This window comes from Methylobacterium nonmethylotrophicum, assembly GCF_004745635.1.
Classification (GTDB): domain Bacteria; phylum Pseudomonadota; class Alphaproteobacteria; order Rhizobiales; family Beijerinckiaceae; genus Methylobacterium; species Methylobacterium nonmethylotrophicum.
In genome coordinates this window covers 20,899-38,901 of sequence record NZ_SRLB01000037.1, presented here as the reverse complement: position 1 = coordinate 38,901, position 18,003 = coordinate 20,899, and the positions used below count along the sequence as shown (strand labels likewise).

At 72.8% G+C, this 18,003-nt stretch carries 15 protein-coding genes; 5 read left to right on the top strand and 10 right to left on the bottom strand.

Annotated elements, in window-relative coordinates:
- Window positions 1-98 precede the first annotated feature (98 nt).
- Together EU555_RS30865 and EU555_RS30860 are read right to left on the bottom strand one after the other, a co-directional pair.
- Window positions 99-296 (bottom strand): hypothetical protein, encoded by a 198-nt coding sequence (locus EU555_RS30865; RefSeq protein ID WP_135419162.1) that lies wholly within the window; start codon window positions 294-296, stop codon window positions 99-101.
- A 360-nt stretch (window positions 297-656) separates the two neighbouring features.
- On the bottom strand, window positions 657-860 hold the full coding sequence (locus EU555_RS30860) for a hypothetical protein (protein ID WP_048443191.1): 204 nt from the start codon (window positions 858-860) through the stop codon (window positions 657-659).
- Window positions 861-1,134: 274 nt separating this feature from the next.
- Between EU555_RS30860 and EU555_RS30855 the strand changes: the two genes are divergently transcribed.
- The 4 genes from EU555_RS30855 (at window position 1,135) to EU555_RS30840 (ending at window position 4,565) form a co-directional block, all read left to right on the top strand.
- Window positions 1,135-1,824 (top strand): spermidine synthase, encoded by a 690-nt coding sequence (locus tag EU555_RS30855; protein ID WP_135419161.1) that lies wholly within the window; start codon window positions 1,135-1,137, stop codon window positions 1,822-1,824.
- Between the two features lie 863 nt (window positions 1,825-2,687).
- Window positions 2,688-3,572 carry a hypothetical protein gene (locus EU555_RS30850; protein ID WP_135419160.1) on the top strand — a complete coding sequence of 295 codons (885 nt, stop codon included), beginning with the start codon at window positions 2,688-2,690 and terminating at the stop codon, window positions 3,570-3,572.
- Window positions 3,565-4,053 (top strand): hypothetical protein, encoded by a 489-nt coding sequence (locus tag EU555_RS30845; RefSeq protein ID WP_135419159.1) that lies wholly within the window; start codon window positions 3,565-3,567, stop codon window positions 4,051-4,053. The genes EU555_RS30850 and EU555_RS30845 overlap by 8 nt, the downstream gene beginning before the upstream one ends.
- A 155-nt stretch (window positions 4,054-4,208) precedes the next feature.
- Window positions 4,209-4,565, top strand: coding sequence for a hypothetical protein (locus EU555_RS30840; RefSeq protein ID WP_425375171.1), 357 nt, complete (start codon window positions 4,209-4,211; stop codon window positions 4,563-4,565).
- Between the two features lie 359 nt (window positions 4,566-4,924).
- Here the strand turns inward: EU555_RS30840 and EU555_RS30835 are convergent, their stop codons facing one another.
- A complete protein-coding gene (locus EU555_RS30835) occupies window positions 4,925-10,240 on the bottom strand; it encodes an alpha-2-macroglobulin family protein (RefSeq protein ID WP_135419158.1) in 5,316 nt (1,771 codons plus the stop codon).
- Between the two features lie 240 nt (window positions 10,241-10,480).
- Here EU555_RS30835 and EU555_RS30830 point away from each other — a divergent pair, with 240 nt between their 5' ends.
- Window positions 10,481-11,887, top strand: coding sequence for a peptidoglycan-binding protein (locus tag EU555_RS30830; RefSeq protein ID WP_135419157.1), 1,407 nt, complete (start codon window positions 10,481-10,483; stop codon window positions 11,885-11,887).
- Window positions 11,888-11,893: 6 nt separating this feature from the next.
- Here the strand turns inward: EU555_RS30830 and EU555_RS30825 are convergent, their stop codons facing one another.
- The 7 genes from EU555_RS30825 to EU555_RS30795 all read right to left on the bottom strand — a co-directional run bounded on the left by EU555_RS30825 (window position 11,894) and on the right by EU555_RS30795 (window position 17,954).
- Window positions 11,894-12,208 (bottom strand): cytochrome C oxidase subunit IV family protein, encoded by a 315-nt coding sequence (locus tag EU555_RS30825; protein ID WP_135419156.1) that lies wholly within the window; start codon window positions 12,206-12,208, stop codon window positions 11,894-11,896.
- Window positions 12,205-12,876 (bottom strand): cytochrome c oxidase subunit 3, encoded by a 672-nt coding sequence (locus EU555_RS30820; protein WP_135419155.1) that lies wholly within the window; start codon window positions 12,874-12,876, stop codon window positions 12,205-12,207. Before EU555_RS30820 ends, EU555_RS30825 begins: the two co-directional genes overlap by 4 nt.
- Window positions 12,877-12,886: 10 nt before the next feature.
- The gene (gene ctaD / locus EU555_RS30815) at window positions 12,887-14,578 is read right to left on the bottom strand and encodes a cytochrome c oxidase subunit I (RefSeq protein WP_135419154.1); all 1,692 of its coding nucleotides are present in this window, start codon (window positions 14,576-14,578) and stop codon (window positions 12,887-12,889) included.
- 344 nt (window positions 14,579-14,922) lie between these two features.
- On the bottom strand, window positions 14,923-15,987 hold the full coding sequence (coxB, locus tag EU555_RS30810) for a cytochrome c oxidase subunit II (RefSeq protein WP_135419153.1): 1,065 nt from the start codon (window positions 15,985-15,987) through the stop codon (window positions 14,923-14,925).
- Window positions 15,987-16,472: a hypothetical protein gene (locus EU555_RS30805; protein WP_135419152.1), complete on the bottom strand. Its 486-nt coding sequence runs from the start codon at window positions 16,470-16,472 to the stop codon at window positions 15,987-15,989. Before EU555_RS30805 ends, coxB begins: the two co-directional genes overlap by 1 nt.
- Window positions 16,465-17,469 (bottom strand): hypothetical protein, encoded by a 1,005-nt coding sequence (locus EU555_RS30800; protein ID WP_135419151.1) that lies wholly within the window; start codon window positions 17,467-17,469, stop codon window positions 16,465-16,467. The genes EU555_RS30805 and EU555_RS30800 overlap by 8 nt, the downstream gene beginning before the upstream one ends.
- The gene (locus tag EU555_RS30795; protein WP_135419175.1) at window positions 17,466-17,954 is read right to left on the bottom strand and encodes a c-type cytochrome; all 489 of its coding nucleotides are present in this window, start codon (window positions 17,952-17,954) and stop codon (window positions 17,466-17,468) included. The genes EU555_RS30800 and EU555_RS30795 overlap by 4 nt, the downstream gene beginning before the upstream one ends.
- Between the last annotated feature and the right edge of the window lie 49 nt (window positions 17,955-18,003).

Sequence of the window (18,003 nt, the reverse complement as noted above, 5' to 3'; positions counted from 1 at the left end):
GGGGATCTCCTGCCATGGGGCGCCGGCGCGCGTCGCGCCGGCGGGCAGGATCTAACATATCAGAGTCGCGGGCCGTCGCGGAACCGCTCCGGCGCCGCTTACTCCGTCTCGTCCGCCGCGCTCTCCGGCTCGCGCTTGAGCGGGCCTTGCGTGAAGGACGGTTTGGCGGGCCGGTTCTTGCGCGCATTCGCGGGCGAGGCCGTGTGGGCCGGCATCTCCGCCAGCCGCGCGACGCGCGCCTTGAACTCCTCCGTCGACGGACTCCGGGCCGACCCGGTGATGAACATCTTGGCCATGGCTGATCCTCCTCGTGCCGGAACCCGGACCCATCCGAGGGCGCTTTGCCCGCGGCCGGTGCCGCCGGACAAACCTCGCGATATCGTTGGGAGGATGTGTCAGAGCTGGCGCCTGATGTCTCAGGCTACAAGATCCAAAAAAGCCAGCCACATATCGTCTGTTTGACAATAAATGATTTTCCTGCCGCCGACAAGGCAGGTTGTTCTTGTCATTTGATGGTTGTGGAGGGCCGGCGAGGCGGATCGTCGCGAGACCAGCCGGATGGCCTCATGCAGGAAGCCTCCGCCGAACCGGAGGACGGCTCGGCGAGGGCGGTGCAGTGCCAGGAATCCCGGATGGAGGCGCGATCGGGCGCCGCGTCAGCGGCGGCGCGGGTCGGCCGGGCGGAAGGCGCGCTCCACGGCCGCGGTCGCGCTGGCATAGGCCCGCTCCTCGCTGTCGTGCGGCCGGTCCGACCGCTCGAGCAGCTTGCCGTGCTTGCGGATCGCCCAGCCGAATTTTCCTTTCGGGCTGTTCAGCGGGGCCACCTCGATGGAGAAGGGGTAGAATTCGTTGTCGCTCATCGGCCGGTATATGGCACGGACCCAGGCGGAAAAAAACCTCCGGGCGCGACATCGGACCCCGCCCCGCCTGCCGCCGCTCGACGGGGCGGGCGGTCGCGTGCGATAGCCGTCGCATGGTCCGTGCCGCTTCCGCAGGGGCAGGCGGTCCGCGGGTGGAGGTGCACCGGCACCGCCGCAGGACGAGACCAGGTCCCGTCTCCTCGCCGGGAGTCTCGCGTTTTTCGATCGCGGATCGCCGCCGCTCTCTCCGGCGCGACGCGGATGGAGTGTTTTCTTGATCCCGTGGGTTCACCTCGACACCAGCGCCATTCCCGGCGAGACCGCCTCCTTGCGCCTCATGCGGCGGGGTGACGAGTTCGCGATCGTCGTCGACACGATCGAGCTGATGAACAGCCGCCGCAGCGGATCGGAGCGGGCGCTCGCGACGCTCGCCTGCGCGCGCCTGCGCGACAGCCCGCGGCCGCGGCTGCTGATCGGCGGCCTCGGCATGGGCTTCACCCTGCGGGCGGCGCTCGGCGAGCTCGGGCCCGACGCCGAGGTCGTGGTCGCCGAGCTGGTGCCCGCCGTCGCCGCCTGGGCGCGCGGACCCCTCGCGCATCTCTTCGCCGGCAGCCTCGACGATCCCCGGGTCACCCTGCACGAGACGGATGTCCACCACCTGATCGCGGCGAGCCCGCGTGCCTACGACGCCATCCTGCTCGACGTCGACAACGGCCCGGAGGGGCTGGTGCAGCAGACGAACGACCGCCTCTACGACGTCGCGGGCCTCGGCCGTGCCCACCGGGCGCTGCGGCCCGGCGGCCTGCTCGGCGTGTGGTCGGAGCGGCCCGACCGCAAGTTCAAGGCGCGGCTGCAGCGGGGCGGCTTCGCGGTCGAGGAGCACAAGGTGCGCTCGGCCGGGAGCGGCGGTCGGCACGTGGTGTGGCTTGGGGAGAAGGTGGAGGTGATGGGGGGACGGGGGTGAGGGCGGTCCCGGATGGGCCGGTCTCCGCATCCGGTTCTGCCGGCTCCACCTCATCACCGCCACGCCGGTCGGTCGAGACGAGAGCGGACACCGCGTCGGGTCGAACAGTTCCGCTCCCGCTCTGGCGGCGGCGTGCGGGCCGATCCCGGATCGACGGCCGTCGATCCCGACCTCAGCCTGCTCGCCTTACATCCTTTCGGCGTAGCCAAATACCATCCTGAAATCATGGTCCTCGAACATAAGTGGCAAGAGATGCGCCCGGTCCTGGAACGATCGGCAATTTCCATAATAACATAGATCGCTGTAAATTAAGATTATGATGATTTTAAGATCTCTGGATTGTGTGTGCAGCATGATCGTATTGCTGTGACAATCAAGGAGAGCGACATGACACGAACGATGCGCCACAGGATCGTACTCGCTGCGGTTGTACTATGCACGCTGGGAGCAGGAGCCGTCAGGGCGGGTCAGCCGGCGGATCGGGGGAGCACCCCCGGGCTCGGCTGGGGGGCGGGCGGGTCGCATGGGGCGCCGGGCCCGGTGGCCGGCGCCGGGCTTCCGTTCCTCATCCTCGCCGGAGCGTATGCAGCCGTCCGGCACGCGCGGCGCCGGCGCCTCGAGCGGAGCCAGGCCGAGCAGAGCCGCCAGGGCTGAGAGAGCCGCCTGGGCTGAGAGAGCCGCCTGGGCGTCCGCCATGACCCGCGGTTCGCCCAGGGACGCCCGGTCCCGAGACCGCCGGTCCGCACGTCAGCCAGGCCGGCGCCCGCGGCGGCACGCCGGGACGCTCGGTGTGCGGCGACACCATCCAGGTCTGCGCCGAGCCTCGCCCGGCCGCTCTCCCGGCGCATCGCGGAGCATCGACCGTGAGCCAAGCGACGACCTCTCCCGTGACGGGCCCCGACCGTCCCGCAACGGCGGCCCGCGATCCGGCCGTGCTCACCCGCGGCGGCTTGTTCGCGGCGCTCTTCGGGCTCGGCTTCGCCAACGGCATGGCGCAATCCGCAGCGGGGGCGATTCAGACATCCGGCCTGGCCGAGGCCGTCCTGCACACCTTCGGCGTCAGCGTCCTCGTCTGGGTCGCCGCCTGGCTGTGCCCCCTCTGGATGCTCCAGTCCCGCGCGCAGCCCCCCGCGCGCGGTGACCTGATCGTCGCCGCCGGCGCGATCCCGGCCTTCCTGCTGCCGATGGCCTGGCCGAGCTGGCTCGCGCTCACCGGCGTCGCGCTCTACCTCCTGGGCGCGGTCCGGCCCGTCCCCGGCCGGTCGCCCCCGCTGCGCCGCGCCGCCTGGGTCCTGCTGGCCCTCACCAGCACCCTGTTCTGGGGCCACCTGCTGCTGGTCGTCCTGGGGGAGGTGCTGCTGAAGGCCGACGCGGTCCTGGTCGGCTGGCTCACGGGCTCGCCGCGCTCCGGCAACACGGTGCAGTTCGCCGCCGGGGGTGGCTACATCTGGATCGAGGAGGGCTGCTCGTCGCTGTCGGGGATCTCCCTGGTGATCCTGTGCTGGACCCTGTTCTCGCAGGCGCGGGGCGCGCGGTGGACGCCGGCCGGCCTCAGCTGGTGCGCGCTCGCCTGCCTCGTCGTGACCCTCATCAACGTGTCGCGGATGGGCCTGATGGTCCTCTACCGCGACCGCTACGACCTGCTGCACGGCCCGGTCGGGGCGGGGGTGGCGGGCTGGCTCACGCTCGCGGCCATCGTGGGCCTGTGCGCCTGCGGCGCGCGGGGGAGGGGGCCGGCGCATGCTTAAGCTTCTCTTCGCGGGCCTGCTGGCCCTGAGCCTGAGCCTCAAGGTCGCGCTCGGGTTCAGCCTGGGCTTCCAGGCCGCGGCGCTCGCCGACCCGGCGCTGGGACGCCACGACGAGGCGGTCGCCGGCTTCCTGGAGCGGAGCGGGTTCACGATCGAAGGGTGGCAGGGGACCGGGCAGGTGCGCCTGGTCTCGGCGCGGGCGGGGGCGTGCCGGGTGCTGGTGGGGGCGCTCTCGCCGCTGAGCTGGCACCGCGACCTCCTCCATCGCCTGGCCCCTGAGGGCGGGCGGGCCTTCTTCGTGTACGAGGGCGGCACCTACGAGGATCAGCCGCGATGGCGGGCCTGGCTGCGCCACTACGGGCGGATGTCGGCCCGCCTGATCGGCCTGGCGGTCGCGGACCGTCCCCTCTACGGGGTCGTGACCACGCCGGGCTGCGGCCACGAGGTGGCGTGGCACGGTCTCGATCACCCGGCCCGATGAGGTTCAGCGCGAACACGGACCGGCTTGACCGTGCGAAGGGTGGCGAAGGGTGGCGTGCGGACCATCGCCCTTTGCCCATGCCAGCGCGCAAGACCTGAAAACCGTAGCGTGAAGGCTCCGCCTGCGACGCTGCTCATGACAGCGAGCGGGTCCGAATGCAGCCAACCGAAGCGGCAGGCCGGCATTCTCCTCGAACCATTTTCAGCTTCAGCCGTTTCTCCTCCCGCGTTCAGCGCATTCCGAACGAGGGAGAGGCTCTCATGCGCACATTGGTGTTTGCCGCCGCCACGATGGCCGTGCTGCTCGTTTCGGGTGCTCCCAGCTTTGCCCAAGGAATCCGGATTGGGCCTGGCGGCGTGGAGGTCGATGATGGACGGGGCTATCGCGACGAGCGCGACGAGCGCCGCTACCGCCGCATGTGTCGGGAGCTTCGCGATCGTTGCGAGAACCGGGATGTGTACGGCGAGGAAGGGCAGGGCAACTGCCGCCGCTATCGTCGCATGTGCGGTTAAGCGGTGATTGCCGCTCGATCATAGGTCCCACAAATCCGATCCTCTGTTTGGAGCAACTGGTCCAAGGGCCCTCTTGGTTGCTGGATCGCGGTGAGATTATTCAGGCATTCGATCCTTACGAGTTCGAGTGTCTGAAAAGCCCTCGCTTGTCTCACCTTTTGGTCAGGCAACAGAGTGATCACTTGGGTCCGCGAGCTGACCCTCGTCGGGACGAGCGGATCGGGTTTCGACCCTGGAGCGCTTTCCGACGCAGCGGATGCCGGCTCGTCGAAGACAATGCGGCAAAATCAATATCGAGAGCACGGATCGATTACTGCGCAACCGGTCCGTGCTGAAGGCGCCACTTCACGCCCCAACCCCTACCGCCCCGCTCCCACCTCCAGCACCCCGAACGCCGTCCGCCCGTAGCGCTCCGGCCGGTACATGTCCTCGATCGTCGCCGCCGGGTGGACGTAGCGGCCGGGCGTCACCGCCCGCACCGTGTAGGCGACGCTGAAGAAGGCGGACTGGCTCGGGCTGCGTTCGTAGGCGGCCACGAAGCGGTCGTCGCGGAACTCGGTGTGGGTCGGCGTCACGTCGGACTTCGCCCAGGCGAGGCCCGCGACCGCGTCGGCGTCGAGGAGCTTCGGGTTGTCGATCTCGAGGCCCGCCGGCAGGCGGTCGACGAGGAGGAGGCGCCCGGCGCTGGCCTTGGCCTCGGTCACCTTCAGCACCACCACCAGGCGGTCGTTCTGGCGGATGCCTGCGAGGTTGGCCGGGCTGCCGTCGAGGCGGTAATAGCCGCGCTCCACCGTGTAGCCCTTGGACTCGGCCGGCTCCGGCACCGCCGGGTTGCCCGAGACGCCGAGGGCGAGCTGCACCGGGGCGGTGCCGCGATTCGCCACCGTCACCGGCCGCGCCTCCAGGGTGGCGCCCGGGAATGTGCGGTAGAGCGCGCCTGAGACCGGCGCGCCATCGAGGGTGAGCGCGGGAGCGTCCTTTCCCGCAGCGTCCTTGGCGAGTTCCGAGGCCGCCAGCACCAGCCAGGCCTGCTCCTGGGTGCTGGTCGGACGGGTGCCGCGCTCCTCGCCCACCACCGCGCCGAGGGCGCCGAGGGAGTCGCGCGCCACCCCGGTCTCGGCGCTCAGCGCGATCAGCCCGGCGCCGTCGCGCAGGCGCGAGCCGTAATCGGCCCGGTAGGCGCCGGTGTCGCGCTCGGCCCGCAGGGCCGCCACCGCGGCCTCGAAGGCGGTGCGGGCCCGGGCCCGGTCGCCGAGGAGCGCCAGCGCCGCAGCGATCTGGCCGCGGGCGAGGGGGGTCGAGAAGGAGGCGAGCTTGGTGTCGGCGAGGTAGCGCAGGTCGCCCATCACCGGCCGGCCGTTGCGGGCGAGCACGTAGGCCGCGTAGGCGAGGTCGAGGCCGCCCTCGGTGACCTCGGTGGCGTTGGCGACCGTGTTGCGCAGCCGGTCGAGGGCGAGGGCCATGGGCTGGGGCGGAACCGCGAAGCCGCGCTCCCGCGCCCGGGTCAGGAAGTCGGTGGCGTAGGCGGTGAGCCAGAGATCCTCGGCATTGCCCGCCGACCACAGCCCGAAGGCGCCGCTCGCATCCTGGCGCGACAGCACCCGGTCGATGGCCGCCCGCACCCGCTCGTCGGCCGCGCCGTCGAGGCCGAGCTGCGCGAGCGCCGCCAGGCGGTTGACCGAGAGGAGCGGCAGGGCCCGGCTCACCACCTGCTCGGTGCAGCCATAGGGGTAGCGGTCGAGGGCCTGGAGCAGGGCCGGCACGTCGATGCCACCGAGCGGCGAGGCGGCGAGCGTCACCGCGCCGGTCCCCGGGATCACCTCGGCGAGCAGGTCGCCCGACAGGGTCAGGCTGGCGCCGGGGGCGAGCGTGCGGAGCTCGCGGCGCAGGAGCGCCCCGGTGCCGGGCTGGACGCCCAGGGCGAAGCTCTGGCCGGCGGGCTCGGAGAGCCCCGGCCCGGTCAGCCGCAGGTCGACCCGGGCGAGGCCGGGTCCGGCCGCGGTGAGCGGGATCTCGACGGCGCCGCGCCCGCCCGGCTCGAGGCGCAGGGAACGGCCGAGGGCGCCCGCCGGCACCACGACCGGCCCGGCGAGGTCGACATCGACCGCGTAGTCGCCGGCCGCCCCCTCGACGTTGTCGAGGGCGACGTGGAGGCGCGAGCGGTCGCCGACGGCGAGGAAGCGCGGCAGGGTGCCGGTCGCGACGACCGGATCGCGGATCACCACGTCGGCGGAGGCCGCGCCGACCCGGGCGGCGCTCCAGGCCGTCACCATCACCCGGGCGGTGCCGTTGAAGGCGGGTATCGGGAAGCTCACCTCGGCCCGCCCGTCCGGCCCGACCGTGACGACGCCCGAGTAGCGCGCGAGCGGCTCCTGGGCCGGCGGCGAGCCCTCGAGCTCCGGCCCGCCGGCATCGCCGCCGGAGCGGATCGCCCCCAGCGTGCCCTGCATGCCGTCGATCAGGTAGCCGTAGAGGTCGCGGATCTCGGCCGACAGCGCCTTCTGGCCGAAGAAGAACCCGAACGGATCGGGATTGGCGTAGCGGGTGAGGTTGAGGATGCCGACATCGACCGCCGCCACCGTCACCCGGGCCTCCTCGCCGGCTTTCAGTCCCGCCAGCCGGATCGGCAGGCGCAGCTCGCCCCGGGGCCGGACCTTCGCGGGCGCCTCGACGGTGACGCCGAGGGCGCGGGCGTCGCGGTCGATCCCGAACCAGGCGAGGCCGAGCGCCCGGCCGGGCAGGCGCCTGGCCGCCTGGTCGAGGGGCCGGTAGGCGGTGGCGACGAGGTAGGCGCCCGCTCCCCAGTCCGGCTTGACCGGGATCTCGACGGTCGCGCCCGAGGCCGGCAGGTCGAGGGTGCGGATCTCGTGCACCCGGTCGCTCACCACCGCGACGGTGGCGGTGCCGGCGAAGCGCGGGCGAAGCTGCGCCCGCAACGTCTCGCCGGACGCGTAGGCGTTGCGGTCGAGGGTGAGGTCGAGGAGGTCGGGGGCGTCGGCGCTCTCGGTCCCGCCCCAGCCGACGGTGAAGGACAGGCTCGCCGCCTCGAAGCCGGGGCCCCGCACCTCCAGGCGATAGGTCCCGAGCGCCACCGGCGCCGCCACCCGGGCCGGCGCGGCGGGATCGAGGGCGACCCGGCCGTTCGCGACCTTGGCGGTGGTCTTGACCGGTTCGAAGGTCCAGCGCCCGTCGGTCCGGTACCATTGGTAGCGCCGCTCGACGCGCAGGAGCGTCCAGCTCGCCTCGCCGGAGAGCCGTGTGCCGTCGGGCCGCGCGGCAGCGACCTCGAAGGTCGCGGTGGCGCCCTCGCGCAGCTCGCCGAAGGTCTTCCTGATCCCCAGCACCGGGCCGGCGGGGAGGATCGGCAGGGTCAGGCTGCGCTGCACCGCCCGGCCACCGGGCTCGCCGACCTGGAGCGAGATTTTGGCCTCGAACGGCCGCGGCCCGCTCGCCCCCGGGACCGGGGCCCGCACCGTGGCGCGCCCCTGCGCGTCGGTGGTGACGGGCGTGTCCAGCTCCGCCGTCACCGGCTCGACGCGCTCGTCGTCGAGGCCGGTCGAAAAATCCTCGAAGCCCTTGATGCCGGTGCGGGAGGCCGGCTGCACCGCGACTGTGCCGCCGACGCTCAGGCCCGCCCCCGGCGCGCCGTAGAGAAAGCGCGCGGCGACCGCGACCGAGGCCGGCTCGCCCGGGCGCAAGGCGGGTTCCTCCGGGGTCAGGCTGACCTCGAGGCGCTCCGGCACGTAATCCTCGACGAGGAAGCTCGCCTCGCCGATCGCCGGCGCCTTCGGGTCGGTATAGGCCGAAACCCGCCAGGTGCCTCCTTGTGCGCCGGGCAGGAGCGGCAGCGAGTAAGACCGCCCGCCGAGGCCGCCATCGGGCACCTGCACCCGGCGGTACTCGACGCCGTCCGGGCGCTTCGCCACCAGGGTGAGCGGGAGGTTCGGGATCGCCGCGCCCTTTGCGTCGCGCAGGAGCGCGGTCAGCTGCACCGTCTCGCCGGAGCGGTAGACCCCGCGCTCGGGAAACAGGTAGGCCTCGGCGGCTCCCGGGCTCGGGCGCCCCTTCACGCCGCGGTCGGCGAGGTCGAAGGCGCTCAAGGACAGGTCGAGGAAGCCGTAATCGTCGCCCAGCCGCGCCACCACCAGGCTCGGCGCCGCCCCGCCCTCGCCGCGGGCGAGGCCCGGATCGAAGGCGGCGTAGCCCTGGGCATCGGTACTGCGGGTCCCCAGCACCTCGTTGTTGCGGGCGATCAGCCGGATCTCCGCGCCCTTCACGACCGCCGCCGAGGCGAGAGAGCGGGCCAGCACGTGGACGCCGTCCCGGCCCTTGAAGGCGGTCAGCCCCAGGTCCGAGACCACGAACCACTGCGTCGCCTCGCTCTCGTAGCCGCCCTCCTCGTCGCTGACCGAGGCGGTGCCGCTCGGCCGCGCCGTCATGACGTAGAGCCCGGGCTCGACCTTGCCGACCGCCTGGAGCACCGGGAAGGCGGTCACCGCCTCGCGGTTCACCTCCGCCGGGGCGGTGTCGAGGGTGCCCTTCCAGACCTGCACGCCGCGCTCGCGGGCGATGGTGCGCAGGCCGGAGCCGGAGAGCTGCGACAGGAACTCGTCGCTGCGCAGGGCCGGCAGCAGGCCGCGGTCGCCGATGCGCACGACCTCGACGTCGATCTTCGCGGCGTTGACCGAGACCAGCGGCACCCCGGCCTGGCCGGTGCGGGGCAGCACGTAGTTGCGGCCGGTGACGCGCACCTGCGGGCTGCGGTCGCGGACGTAGATCTCGTAGTCGGCGGCCTTGCGCAAGGCTTCGCCGACGCTCGAGGGCAGGCCCTGGCGCAGGACGATGCCGTAGCGCTCGCCGTGGCGCAGGCCGTCGACGCAGACCTGCTGCCCCTGGGCGGTCACGGCGGCCTCGCTCGAGCCCGACACGGCGACGAAGGGCGCCACGTCCGCCTTCGGGTCGACGGTCTCCGAGAGGGTGAAGCAGGCGCGCGGGGCGGCGGCGTCGGAATCGACCTTGTAGTCGAGCACCCGGAAGCCGTGGGCCTCGCGCAGGGATTCGTAGGTCTTGGCGGTCTCCTGGCTGCTCGCCAGCGCCAGGCTCGCGGCATAGGCCTCGAGCGCGGGGCGCCAGCTCTCCTGCTTGGCCTGGACCGCCCCGAGGAGCGCCAGGGCCTTTCCCTCGTCGGCCGGGCTCGCGGCCCGCTGGTAGGCCAGGTAGGCGGCGGCCCGGGCCTCCGTCTTCAGCTTCTGGCCGGCGTCGTAATCGTCGGTCTCGGCGCCGTTGGCGGCCTCCGCCAGGGCGTACCAGGCGCGCCAATCCGCCGAATCGGCGGCGGCGCCCTTCCGGTAGGCGGCGAGCGCGCCCTCGTCGTCGTCCTTGGCGTGCAGGGCCTCGGCCTCGCGCCGCCACTGGATCGCGGACTTGTCCCGGGCCCCGGCCTCGGCCTTCACCCGCGCCTCGAGGCGCACCGCCTCGCTGGCGAGGTTCTGGCGCACGAAGCTTTTCGGGGTGACCGCCTTCGCGGGAGGACGGGCGGCCGGCTGCGTCAGGGCGCTGCCGCGGGGGGCCGTCTCACGGGGGGCCGTCTGGGGCGCCTGCTGGGCCCAGACCGCGGGACCTGCGAGCAGAGTCAGGACTCCAGCCAGGCGTCCGACCCGGGTGATGATCGACATGACCGGCCTCGCAAGCGATTCCCCGGGCGGCAGCCTAAGCAGCGCCCGGTCCCGTTGCAATCCGACGCCGCTCCGCGACCCGGTCTTTCGCCGGCTGATGTCCCCTGCTCTTGCGGCCGGACCGGCCTCGACTTCGAAGCAGGTCCCGGTGGAGGCCGGTCCTGCCGCCGCGAGGCCGGTCCGGCCTGGAACTCGGCGTCCGTCTCTGCCAAGGTCCGGCGCCTGCTCCGGGAGAGCCCGATGCCGCGTCCCGTTCGCCCCCTCGCCGCCGGCCTGCTGCCGCTCCTCGTCTGGGGCGTCCTCGCCCCGGGCGGGGTCTTGGCCCAAGGAACCGGTCAAGCGCCCGGCCAGCCGCCCGGCGCCTCCCGGCCGGGATCGCCGCCAGCCCCCGATCCGGTTTTCGAGGCGGCCCGGGCCGCCTTCGAGGCCCGCCCCGAGGCGGAGCGCCGGGCGGTGCAGGACGCCCTGGTCTGGGCCGGCAGCTACAACAGCGTCGTCACCGGCACCTTCGGCCGGCGCACCTACGAGGCGATCGGCGCCTGGCAGGGCCGCACCGGCGGCGCGGGGACCGGCATCCTCGACGAGGCCGGCCGCGCCGCCCTGATCGCGGCCGGGGAGGCGGCGCGGCGCGCCGCCCGGTTCACCGTCGCGCCGGACCCCGCCACCGGCCTCGTCATCGGGGTGCCGGAGCGGCTGCTGCCGAAGCGCGCCCGGGTGCCGGGCGGCAGCCGCTGGCAGAGCCCGGACGGGCGCGTCACCCTCGACACGAAGGCCTTCGCCCCCGGCGACACCGACCTCGACGCCCTGTTCGCGCAGAGCACCGCCGCGGCGCCCGACCGGAAGGTGACCTACACCCTCAAGCGCCCCGATTTCATGGTCGTCACCGGCGAGACGCCGGCGGGCAAGTTCTACATCCGCCACGCCGCCGGACCGGCGGGCCTGCGCGGCTTCACCCTGTCCTACGACAAGGCCACGGCCCGGGAGATGGACCGGCTGGTCATCGCCATCGCCAACAGCTTCGTGCCCTTCCCGGGCGAGGCGCCCGTGGCGCCCCCGCGCCCGGTCGCAACGATGCCGGACCCGGGCGCGCCCGCCGGCGGCGCGGTCTCCGGCACCGGCCTCGTCGTCGGCCCCCGCCGCATCGTCACGGTGCTCCCCGGCCCCTGCGCGGGCCCGCAGGCCGCCGGCCAGCCCGCCCGGATCCTGCGCCGGGACGAGGGCAGCGGCCTCACGCTCCTCGAGGGCGCCGCGCCCGCCGCGCCGTCGGCCGTCCTCGCGCCGGCGCCCGGGGCGCCCGGGGAGGATGTGATCGCGCTGGCGGCGGGGGCGGACGGCCCGGTGGTGACGACCGGCGCGCTCGCGACGGGCGGCGTGCTCGCCCCGCTCCAGCCCGGGGCCGCCGGCGCCCCCGTCCTCGACCGCTCCGGCCGCCTCCTCGGCCTCGTCGCCCGGATGCCGACTCAGGCCCGCCTCGTCGCCGGCGTGCTGCCGCCGCTCACCCACCCGCTCGTCGGCCTGGAGGCGCTCAAGGCCCTCCTCGGCCCCGACGCCCCGGCGCCGCCCGGCGCGGAGACCCGGCCGATGAGCGCCGGCGCGGTCGCCGGGCGCCTCGCCGGGGCGGTGGTGCCGGTGCGCTGCGGGCCGTGAGCGGGCTTACCGGTTCACCATCCGGCTCAGCACGTCGGCGAGCGTCAGGGTGAACAGGATCGCGGCCCAGAACAGGCCGCAGGCGGCGACGATCCGCACGAGGCCGCTGGCGTGCTTGAGCTGCATGAAGACCAGGGCGACGAGGGCCGTCTTGACCCCCGCGATGGCGAAGCCCAGAGCCGTGTCGATGCGCCCGAACGGCCAGTAGGCGGCCCAGGCGCTCAAGGCCAGGAGCGCCATCAGGGCGGCCCAGACCGGGAGGTTGCGGCGCCAGAGGGCGCCGGGGGTTTCGGGGTTCGGGGTTTCGGACTTCGCGCTCATCCGGACCGCCCCGGCAGGTAGAGCATCGGATAGAGGAAGACCCAGACCAGATCGACGAGGTGCCAGTAGAGCGCCGTCACCTCGACCTGCGGGTTCTCCTTCAGGAACTCCGGGTCGCGCCGGCCCTTCTCGATCAGCCGCGCCACCAGCCCGATGCCGATGCCGAGGTGGATCGCGTGCACCACGGTGACGAGCCAGTAGAAGCCGAAGAAGAGCTGGGCCGGGGCCTGGCTCAAGGCGAAGCGCGCGCCCGGCACGAGGTGCTTCTCGATGTCCTCGCGGTACTCGAAGCCCTTCACCACCAGGAAGGCGAGGCCGAGGGCGGCGGTGGCGGCGAGGCACCACAGCGTCATGCGGCGAAACAGGCCCTTCTCGGCGGCTTGCGAGGCGACCGCCATGGTGAGGCTGCTGGTGAGAAGGATCGCGGTGTTGAGCGTGCCGTAGACGATGTTGGTCTCGCGCCCCGCCGCCGCGAAGGCCTCCGGGTGGGCGAGGCGCGTCGCCGTGTAGGTCAGGAACAGGGCCCCGAAGAAGAGGGCCTCGCTCGCCAGGAAGACCCAGATCCCGAAGGTGGCGCCGGCGCGCTGGCGGGCGAAGGCGGTGTCGTGGTCGGTCTCGAGGTCGCTCCACGGTTCCCGCAGGCGCGCCTCGACGTCGGCGCCGCTCATGTCAGCGACCTCATGTCAGCGACCCTTGCGAGGGCAGGCGCGGCTGGTCGTGGACCGGGGCGACGCCTTCGGGATGGTAGTTGTAGGGACCGCCCTGGACCCGCGGCGCGCCGAAGAAGTTCTGCCGCGGCGGCGGCGAGGTGGTGCGCCATTCGAGCCCGCTCGCGTCCCACGGGTTGTTCTTCGCCCGCTCGCCGAACAGCAGCGACCAGGTGAGGTAGCCGAGCGGCATCAGGTAGGCCACCGCCAGCACCGCGGCGCCGGCCGAGGACAGCACGTTCCAGATCTGGAATTCCGGCGGGTAGACGTGGTAGCGCCGCGGCATGCCGAGATAGCCGGCGATGAATTGCGGGAAGAAGGTCAGGTTGAAGCCGAAGAACATCAGGATCGCGGCGAACCGCGCCCAGGTCTCGGGGTAGGTCCGTCCGGTGATCTTCGGCCACCAGAAGTGCAGGCCGCCGAAATAGGCCGAGACCGAGGCGCCGACCATGATGTAGTGGAAGTGCGCGACGACGAAGTAGGTGTCCTGGACGTGGACGTCGATCGGGATCGAGGCGAGGAACAGGCCGGTGAGGCCGCCCAGCGTGAACAGCCCGACGAAGCCGAGGGCGTAGAGCATCGGCGACTCGAAACCGACCTGGCCGCGATAGAGCGTGCCGGTCCAGTTGAACACCTTGATGGCCGACGGCACCGCGACGACGAAGGACAGGAACGAGAACACCAGGGCGGCATACGGCGACATGCCCGAGGTGAACATGTGGTGGCCCCAGGTGAAGAAGCCGATCACCGCGATCGCCACCAGGGCGTAGACCATGAAGGTGTAGCCGAAGACCTTGCGCCGCGCGAAGCAGGTGATCAGCTCCGAGACGACGCCCATCGCCGGCAGTACCATGATGTAGACCGCCGGGTGCGAGTAGAACCAGAACAGGTGCTGGAACAGGATCGGGTCGCCGCCGCGGGCGGGATCGAAGATCGGCAGCCCGAAGGTGCGCTCGGCGAAGACCAGGAGCAGCGTAACGGCCAGCACGGGCGTGGCCAGCACGAACATCAGGCTCGTCGTGTACATCGCCCAGACGAAGAGCGGCAGGCGAAACCAGGTCATGCCCGGCGCCCGCAGCAGGTGGATCGTGCCGATGAAGTTCACCCCCGTGGCGATCGACGAGAAGCCGGTGGTGAACACCCCGAGCACGGTGAGCGAGACCCAGGTGTTGGAGAAGACCGTCGAGTACGGGACGTAGAAGGTCCAGCCGGTATCGACTCCGCCGAGGATCAGCGCCGCGACCGCCAGCAGCCCGCCGCCGAGGTTGAGGTACCAGCTGATCAGGTTGAGCTTCGGGAAGGCGACCTCCCGCGCGCCGATCATCAGCGGGACGAGGAAGTTGCCGAGCGTGTTGGGGATCGAGGGGATCAGGAAGAACCACACCATCACCACGCCGTGCAGCGTGAACAGCTTGTTGTAGGTGTCGGCCCGCAGCAGGTCGGCCTCGGGCGTCGCGAGTTCTAGCCGCACCAGCGTGGCCGCCGCCCCGCCGATGAAGAAGAACACCGTGATGGTGACCGCGTAGAGGATCGCGATCCGCTTGTGGTCGGTGGTGAGGAGCCAGGAGCGGACGCTGTGCCCGTCGGCGAGGTAGCTGACCGGGAGGCCGAGATCGAGCTCGTCCGGGTCGGCGAGGCCGGTGGGGCTGGCGGTGGTGCTCATCGGGAGCCTCCGAGGCTGTCTCCCTCCCCCGCAAAGGGCAGGGCTGTCCGGGGAAAGGGAAGACGCGGGTTTTCTCCTCTCCCCGCGGGCGGGGAGAGGGCCTGGGGATCGAAGATCCCACCTCCGTCCAGGAGGCACGGCAAGCGCAGGCGCAGCCGGAGCGAGGGTGAGGGGGAGGTGCCGAATGAGGCTCCTCCGGAAACACCCCCTCACCCCCGCCCTGCGGGCTCCCCGAGCCCCTTCGGAGCTCAGGCCTCTCCCCGCCCGCGGGGAGAGGAGAGAAGCGCGTTTCTTCTTTTCCCGGACAGCCCTGCGCAGAGGGGGGAGGGTTTGGGTGCTCCTGCTCATGGCCGCCCCGGTCCCGCCGGGGCGGGCTCGTCGCGCACCGGCGCGCCCGGCACCATCGCGGGGCTGCGCGCGCGCACCCCGCCGGGCACATTGGAGCGCACCTCCGGCGTGCCGGGCTCCCGCACCACCCCGGGCTCGGAGCCGAGCGCGCGGATATAGGCGGTGAGCGCCTGGATCTCGCCGTCGTCGAGGAGGCCGGCATAGCTCGGCATCACGGGGGCGTATCCCGCCACCACGTCGCGTCCGGGCTGGAGGATCGAATCGCGGATATAGGCGGCGTCGGCGGTGGCGAAGCGGCCGCCGTCGAGGGGGACCGGGCGGTCCCAGATCCCCGCGAGGCTCGGTGCATGCACCCGGGAGCTCGGGGCGTGGCAGCCGGCGCAGCCGCGCTCGGAGAACAGTCGCGCGCCCTGGTGGGCGAGGTCGTCGCCCTCGGGCTGCGCCGAGAGCCAGCGCGCGTAGGCCTCGGGCTCCATCACGATCACCCGGCCGAGCATGCGGGCGTGGTCGGTGCCGCAATACTCGGTGCAGAGCAGGTGGAAGGTGCCGGTCTTCGTCGCCTGGAACCAGGCCTCGGTCTGCTGGTCGGGCAGCACGTCGCGCTTGAGCCGGAAGGCCGGCACGAAGAACGAGTGGATCACGTCCTGCGAGGTCATGATCAGCTTGACCGGCGCGTTCACCGGCACGTGCAGCTCGTTGATCTCGCGCGCCCCGTTCGAGGCCTGCGTCTTCCACATCCACTGCTTGGCGACGACGTGGATCTCGATGGCGTTCGGCGGCACCGAATAGGCGCCGATCTCCGCCGAGGCGGCCCACCAGAAGACGAACACGAACAGGAAGATCGTCGCGGCGGTCCAGCCGATCTCGAACTCGCGCGAGACGATCTCGGGGAGCGGATGGCGGTCCGCCGTCGAGCCGCGCCGGTAGCGGATCGAGAAGACCAGCAGCAGCGTGACGACGAGGCCGAGGATCAGGGCGGACGCGATCGTCAGCCCGAGGAAGATCCGGTCGGTCAGCACCGCCTGGAGGGAGGCCGATTCCGGCATGAGGCGGCCGAGCATCAGCGCGCCTCCCCGGTCGGGACGGGGGCCGCGACGCTGCCGGGTGGCTGCAGCGGGCTCGCGGCGCCGCCGCGGCTGCCGAGCGGCGGCACGCGCTCCGGCTGGAGCGGGGCGGCGTAGGCCTCCGCGCCCCGCCCGGCGAGGCGCCGCATCGCCTCCGCGATCGGCATCCGGGCGATGCCGTGGGCCCGGTCGACCCAGGCGTAGGCGTCGAGGCGCCGGCGCTGGTCGGCCAGCAGCCGGGCGAGGTCGCCTTGCGGGTCGCGCTGCAGGGCCGGGCCGGCGAAGGTGCGGGGCTCCTCGGTGTTGGGGCTGGTGATCACCGTGTCGCGGTAGAGCCGCATGCCCGCGAGGGTCAGGCCGACGAAGACGACGATGAACAGGCCGGTGAGCAGCACCGGCGTGAGGCGGATGTCGGGCGCTTCCGGCGGCCCCTCGGCGTGGCCGGCCGCGTCGTCGCGCACCGGAGCGGCGGTGTCAGGCATCCCTGAGCCTCCCTCCGAACCGGCCGGCGAGGCGCAACGCGAGGAGAGCGACGGCGATCAGGCCGACGAGCCAGAGGCCGGCGGCGGCCGCGGCTCCGCCCGCCGCCTCGCCCCAGGCCGGCAGGACCAGCCACGCGAAGCGCAAGGCGAGCCCGACGAGGACGAGGAGGCCGACGAGGCGCAAGGCCCCGGGGCTGCGACGCACGGCCCCGAGCAGCAGGAGCAGGAACGGCACGATCCCGCCCACGCCGATGCTCGCGCCGATCACGGCCGGGTAGGGGACGGCCTCGCGCCGCAGGTAGTAGGCGGCCTTGGGCGGCAGGTCGCCGTACCAGGCGACCACGTAGGACATCAGGCCGATATAGAGCACGCCGAGCAGCGTCGCGAGGAGGAGGTTGGCGAGGTCGGGCGCGGTCGTCTCGTCGAGCCCGCGCGGGCTCGCGACGGCGGCCAGCGCCAGTGCCGCGAGGACCTGGTGCAGGGCGATGCCGGCCCCGAAGGCCGAGGAGGTGAAGCGGGGCTCCAGCGACAGGATCCAGTCGACCGGCACCAGGCTGATGGTCAGGCCGTAGACGACGAGGCCGAGGCCGGCGACGAGCCGGGTGCAACGCCCGGCCAGCACGAGGACGGCCAGCACCGACCAGCCGAGGAGCGCGACCGCGCCGCGGGCGCCGAACAGGACCGGGTTGAGGTAGAGGGAGGCGACGTCCGGCTTCACCGTGCCGGGATCGGCGGCCCAAGATCCCCCGGCCCAAGATCCCCCGGCCCAAGGTCCCCCGGCCCAAGGGTACAGAGCCGGCAGGGCCATGACGACGCCCAGGAAGCCGAGGGCGACGAGCGGCAGGAGCGCGGCGGTCGGGCGAAGGACCGGCGCCAGCGCCTCGCCCCAGCGCCCGCCGGTGATGCGGTGGATCAGGAGCAGCACGAGGCTGCCGGCGGGCGCGGCCCCGAAGGCGATCCAGGCGAGGAGCCAGCCGCGGGCGAGGGCGTCCGTCACGGCCGTTCTCCCGGGGCATCCGTGCCGGGAAGCCTCTCCGCCAGCCCCGGTACCTCGGCGACGCGGGCTCCCTGGGAGAGCTGGAGCGCGCGGATATAAGCGGCGATCGCCCAGCGGTCCTGCGGCGCGACGCGGTTGGCGTACCGGTACATCACGCCGTAGCCGTTGGTGATCACGTCGACGAGGTAGCGGGCCGGCGCCGCCCGCAGGCGGTCGTCGTGGTATGACGGGGGCCTCGGGAAGCCGCGGGCGACGATCATGCCGTCGCCGTGGCCGGTCAGCCCGTGGCAGGGGGTGCAGATCGCCTCGTAGCGCTCGCGCCCGCGCTGCAGCAGGGCGGCATCGACCGGGGGCGGATCGGCGAGCGCCGCCTCGGCGGCGAGCGCGCCCTGCTCCACTGTGCCCTCCGGAGGAGTCCGGGCCTCGGCCCCGTCGGGCCAGAGGTCGGCGCGGCGATAGACGTCGTAGCGCTTCTGCTGCGCCATCGAGAGGTCGTCGCAGGCGCAGAGCAGCAGGACCGGCAGGAGGAGCGCG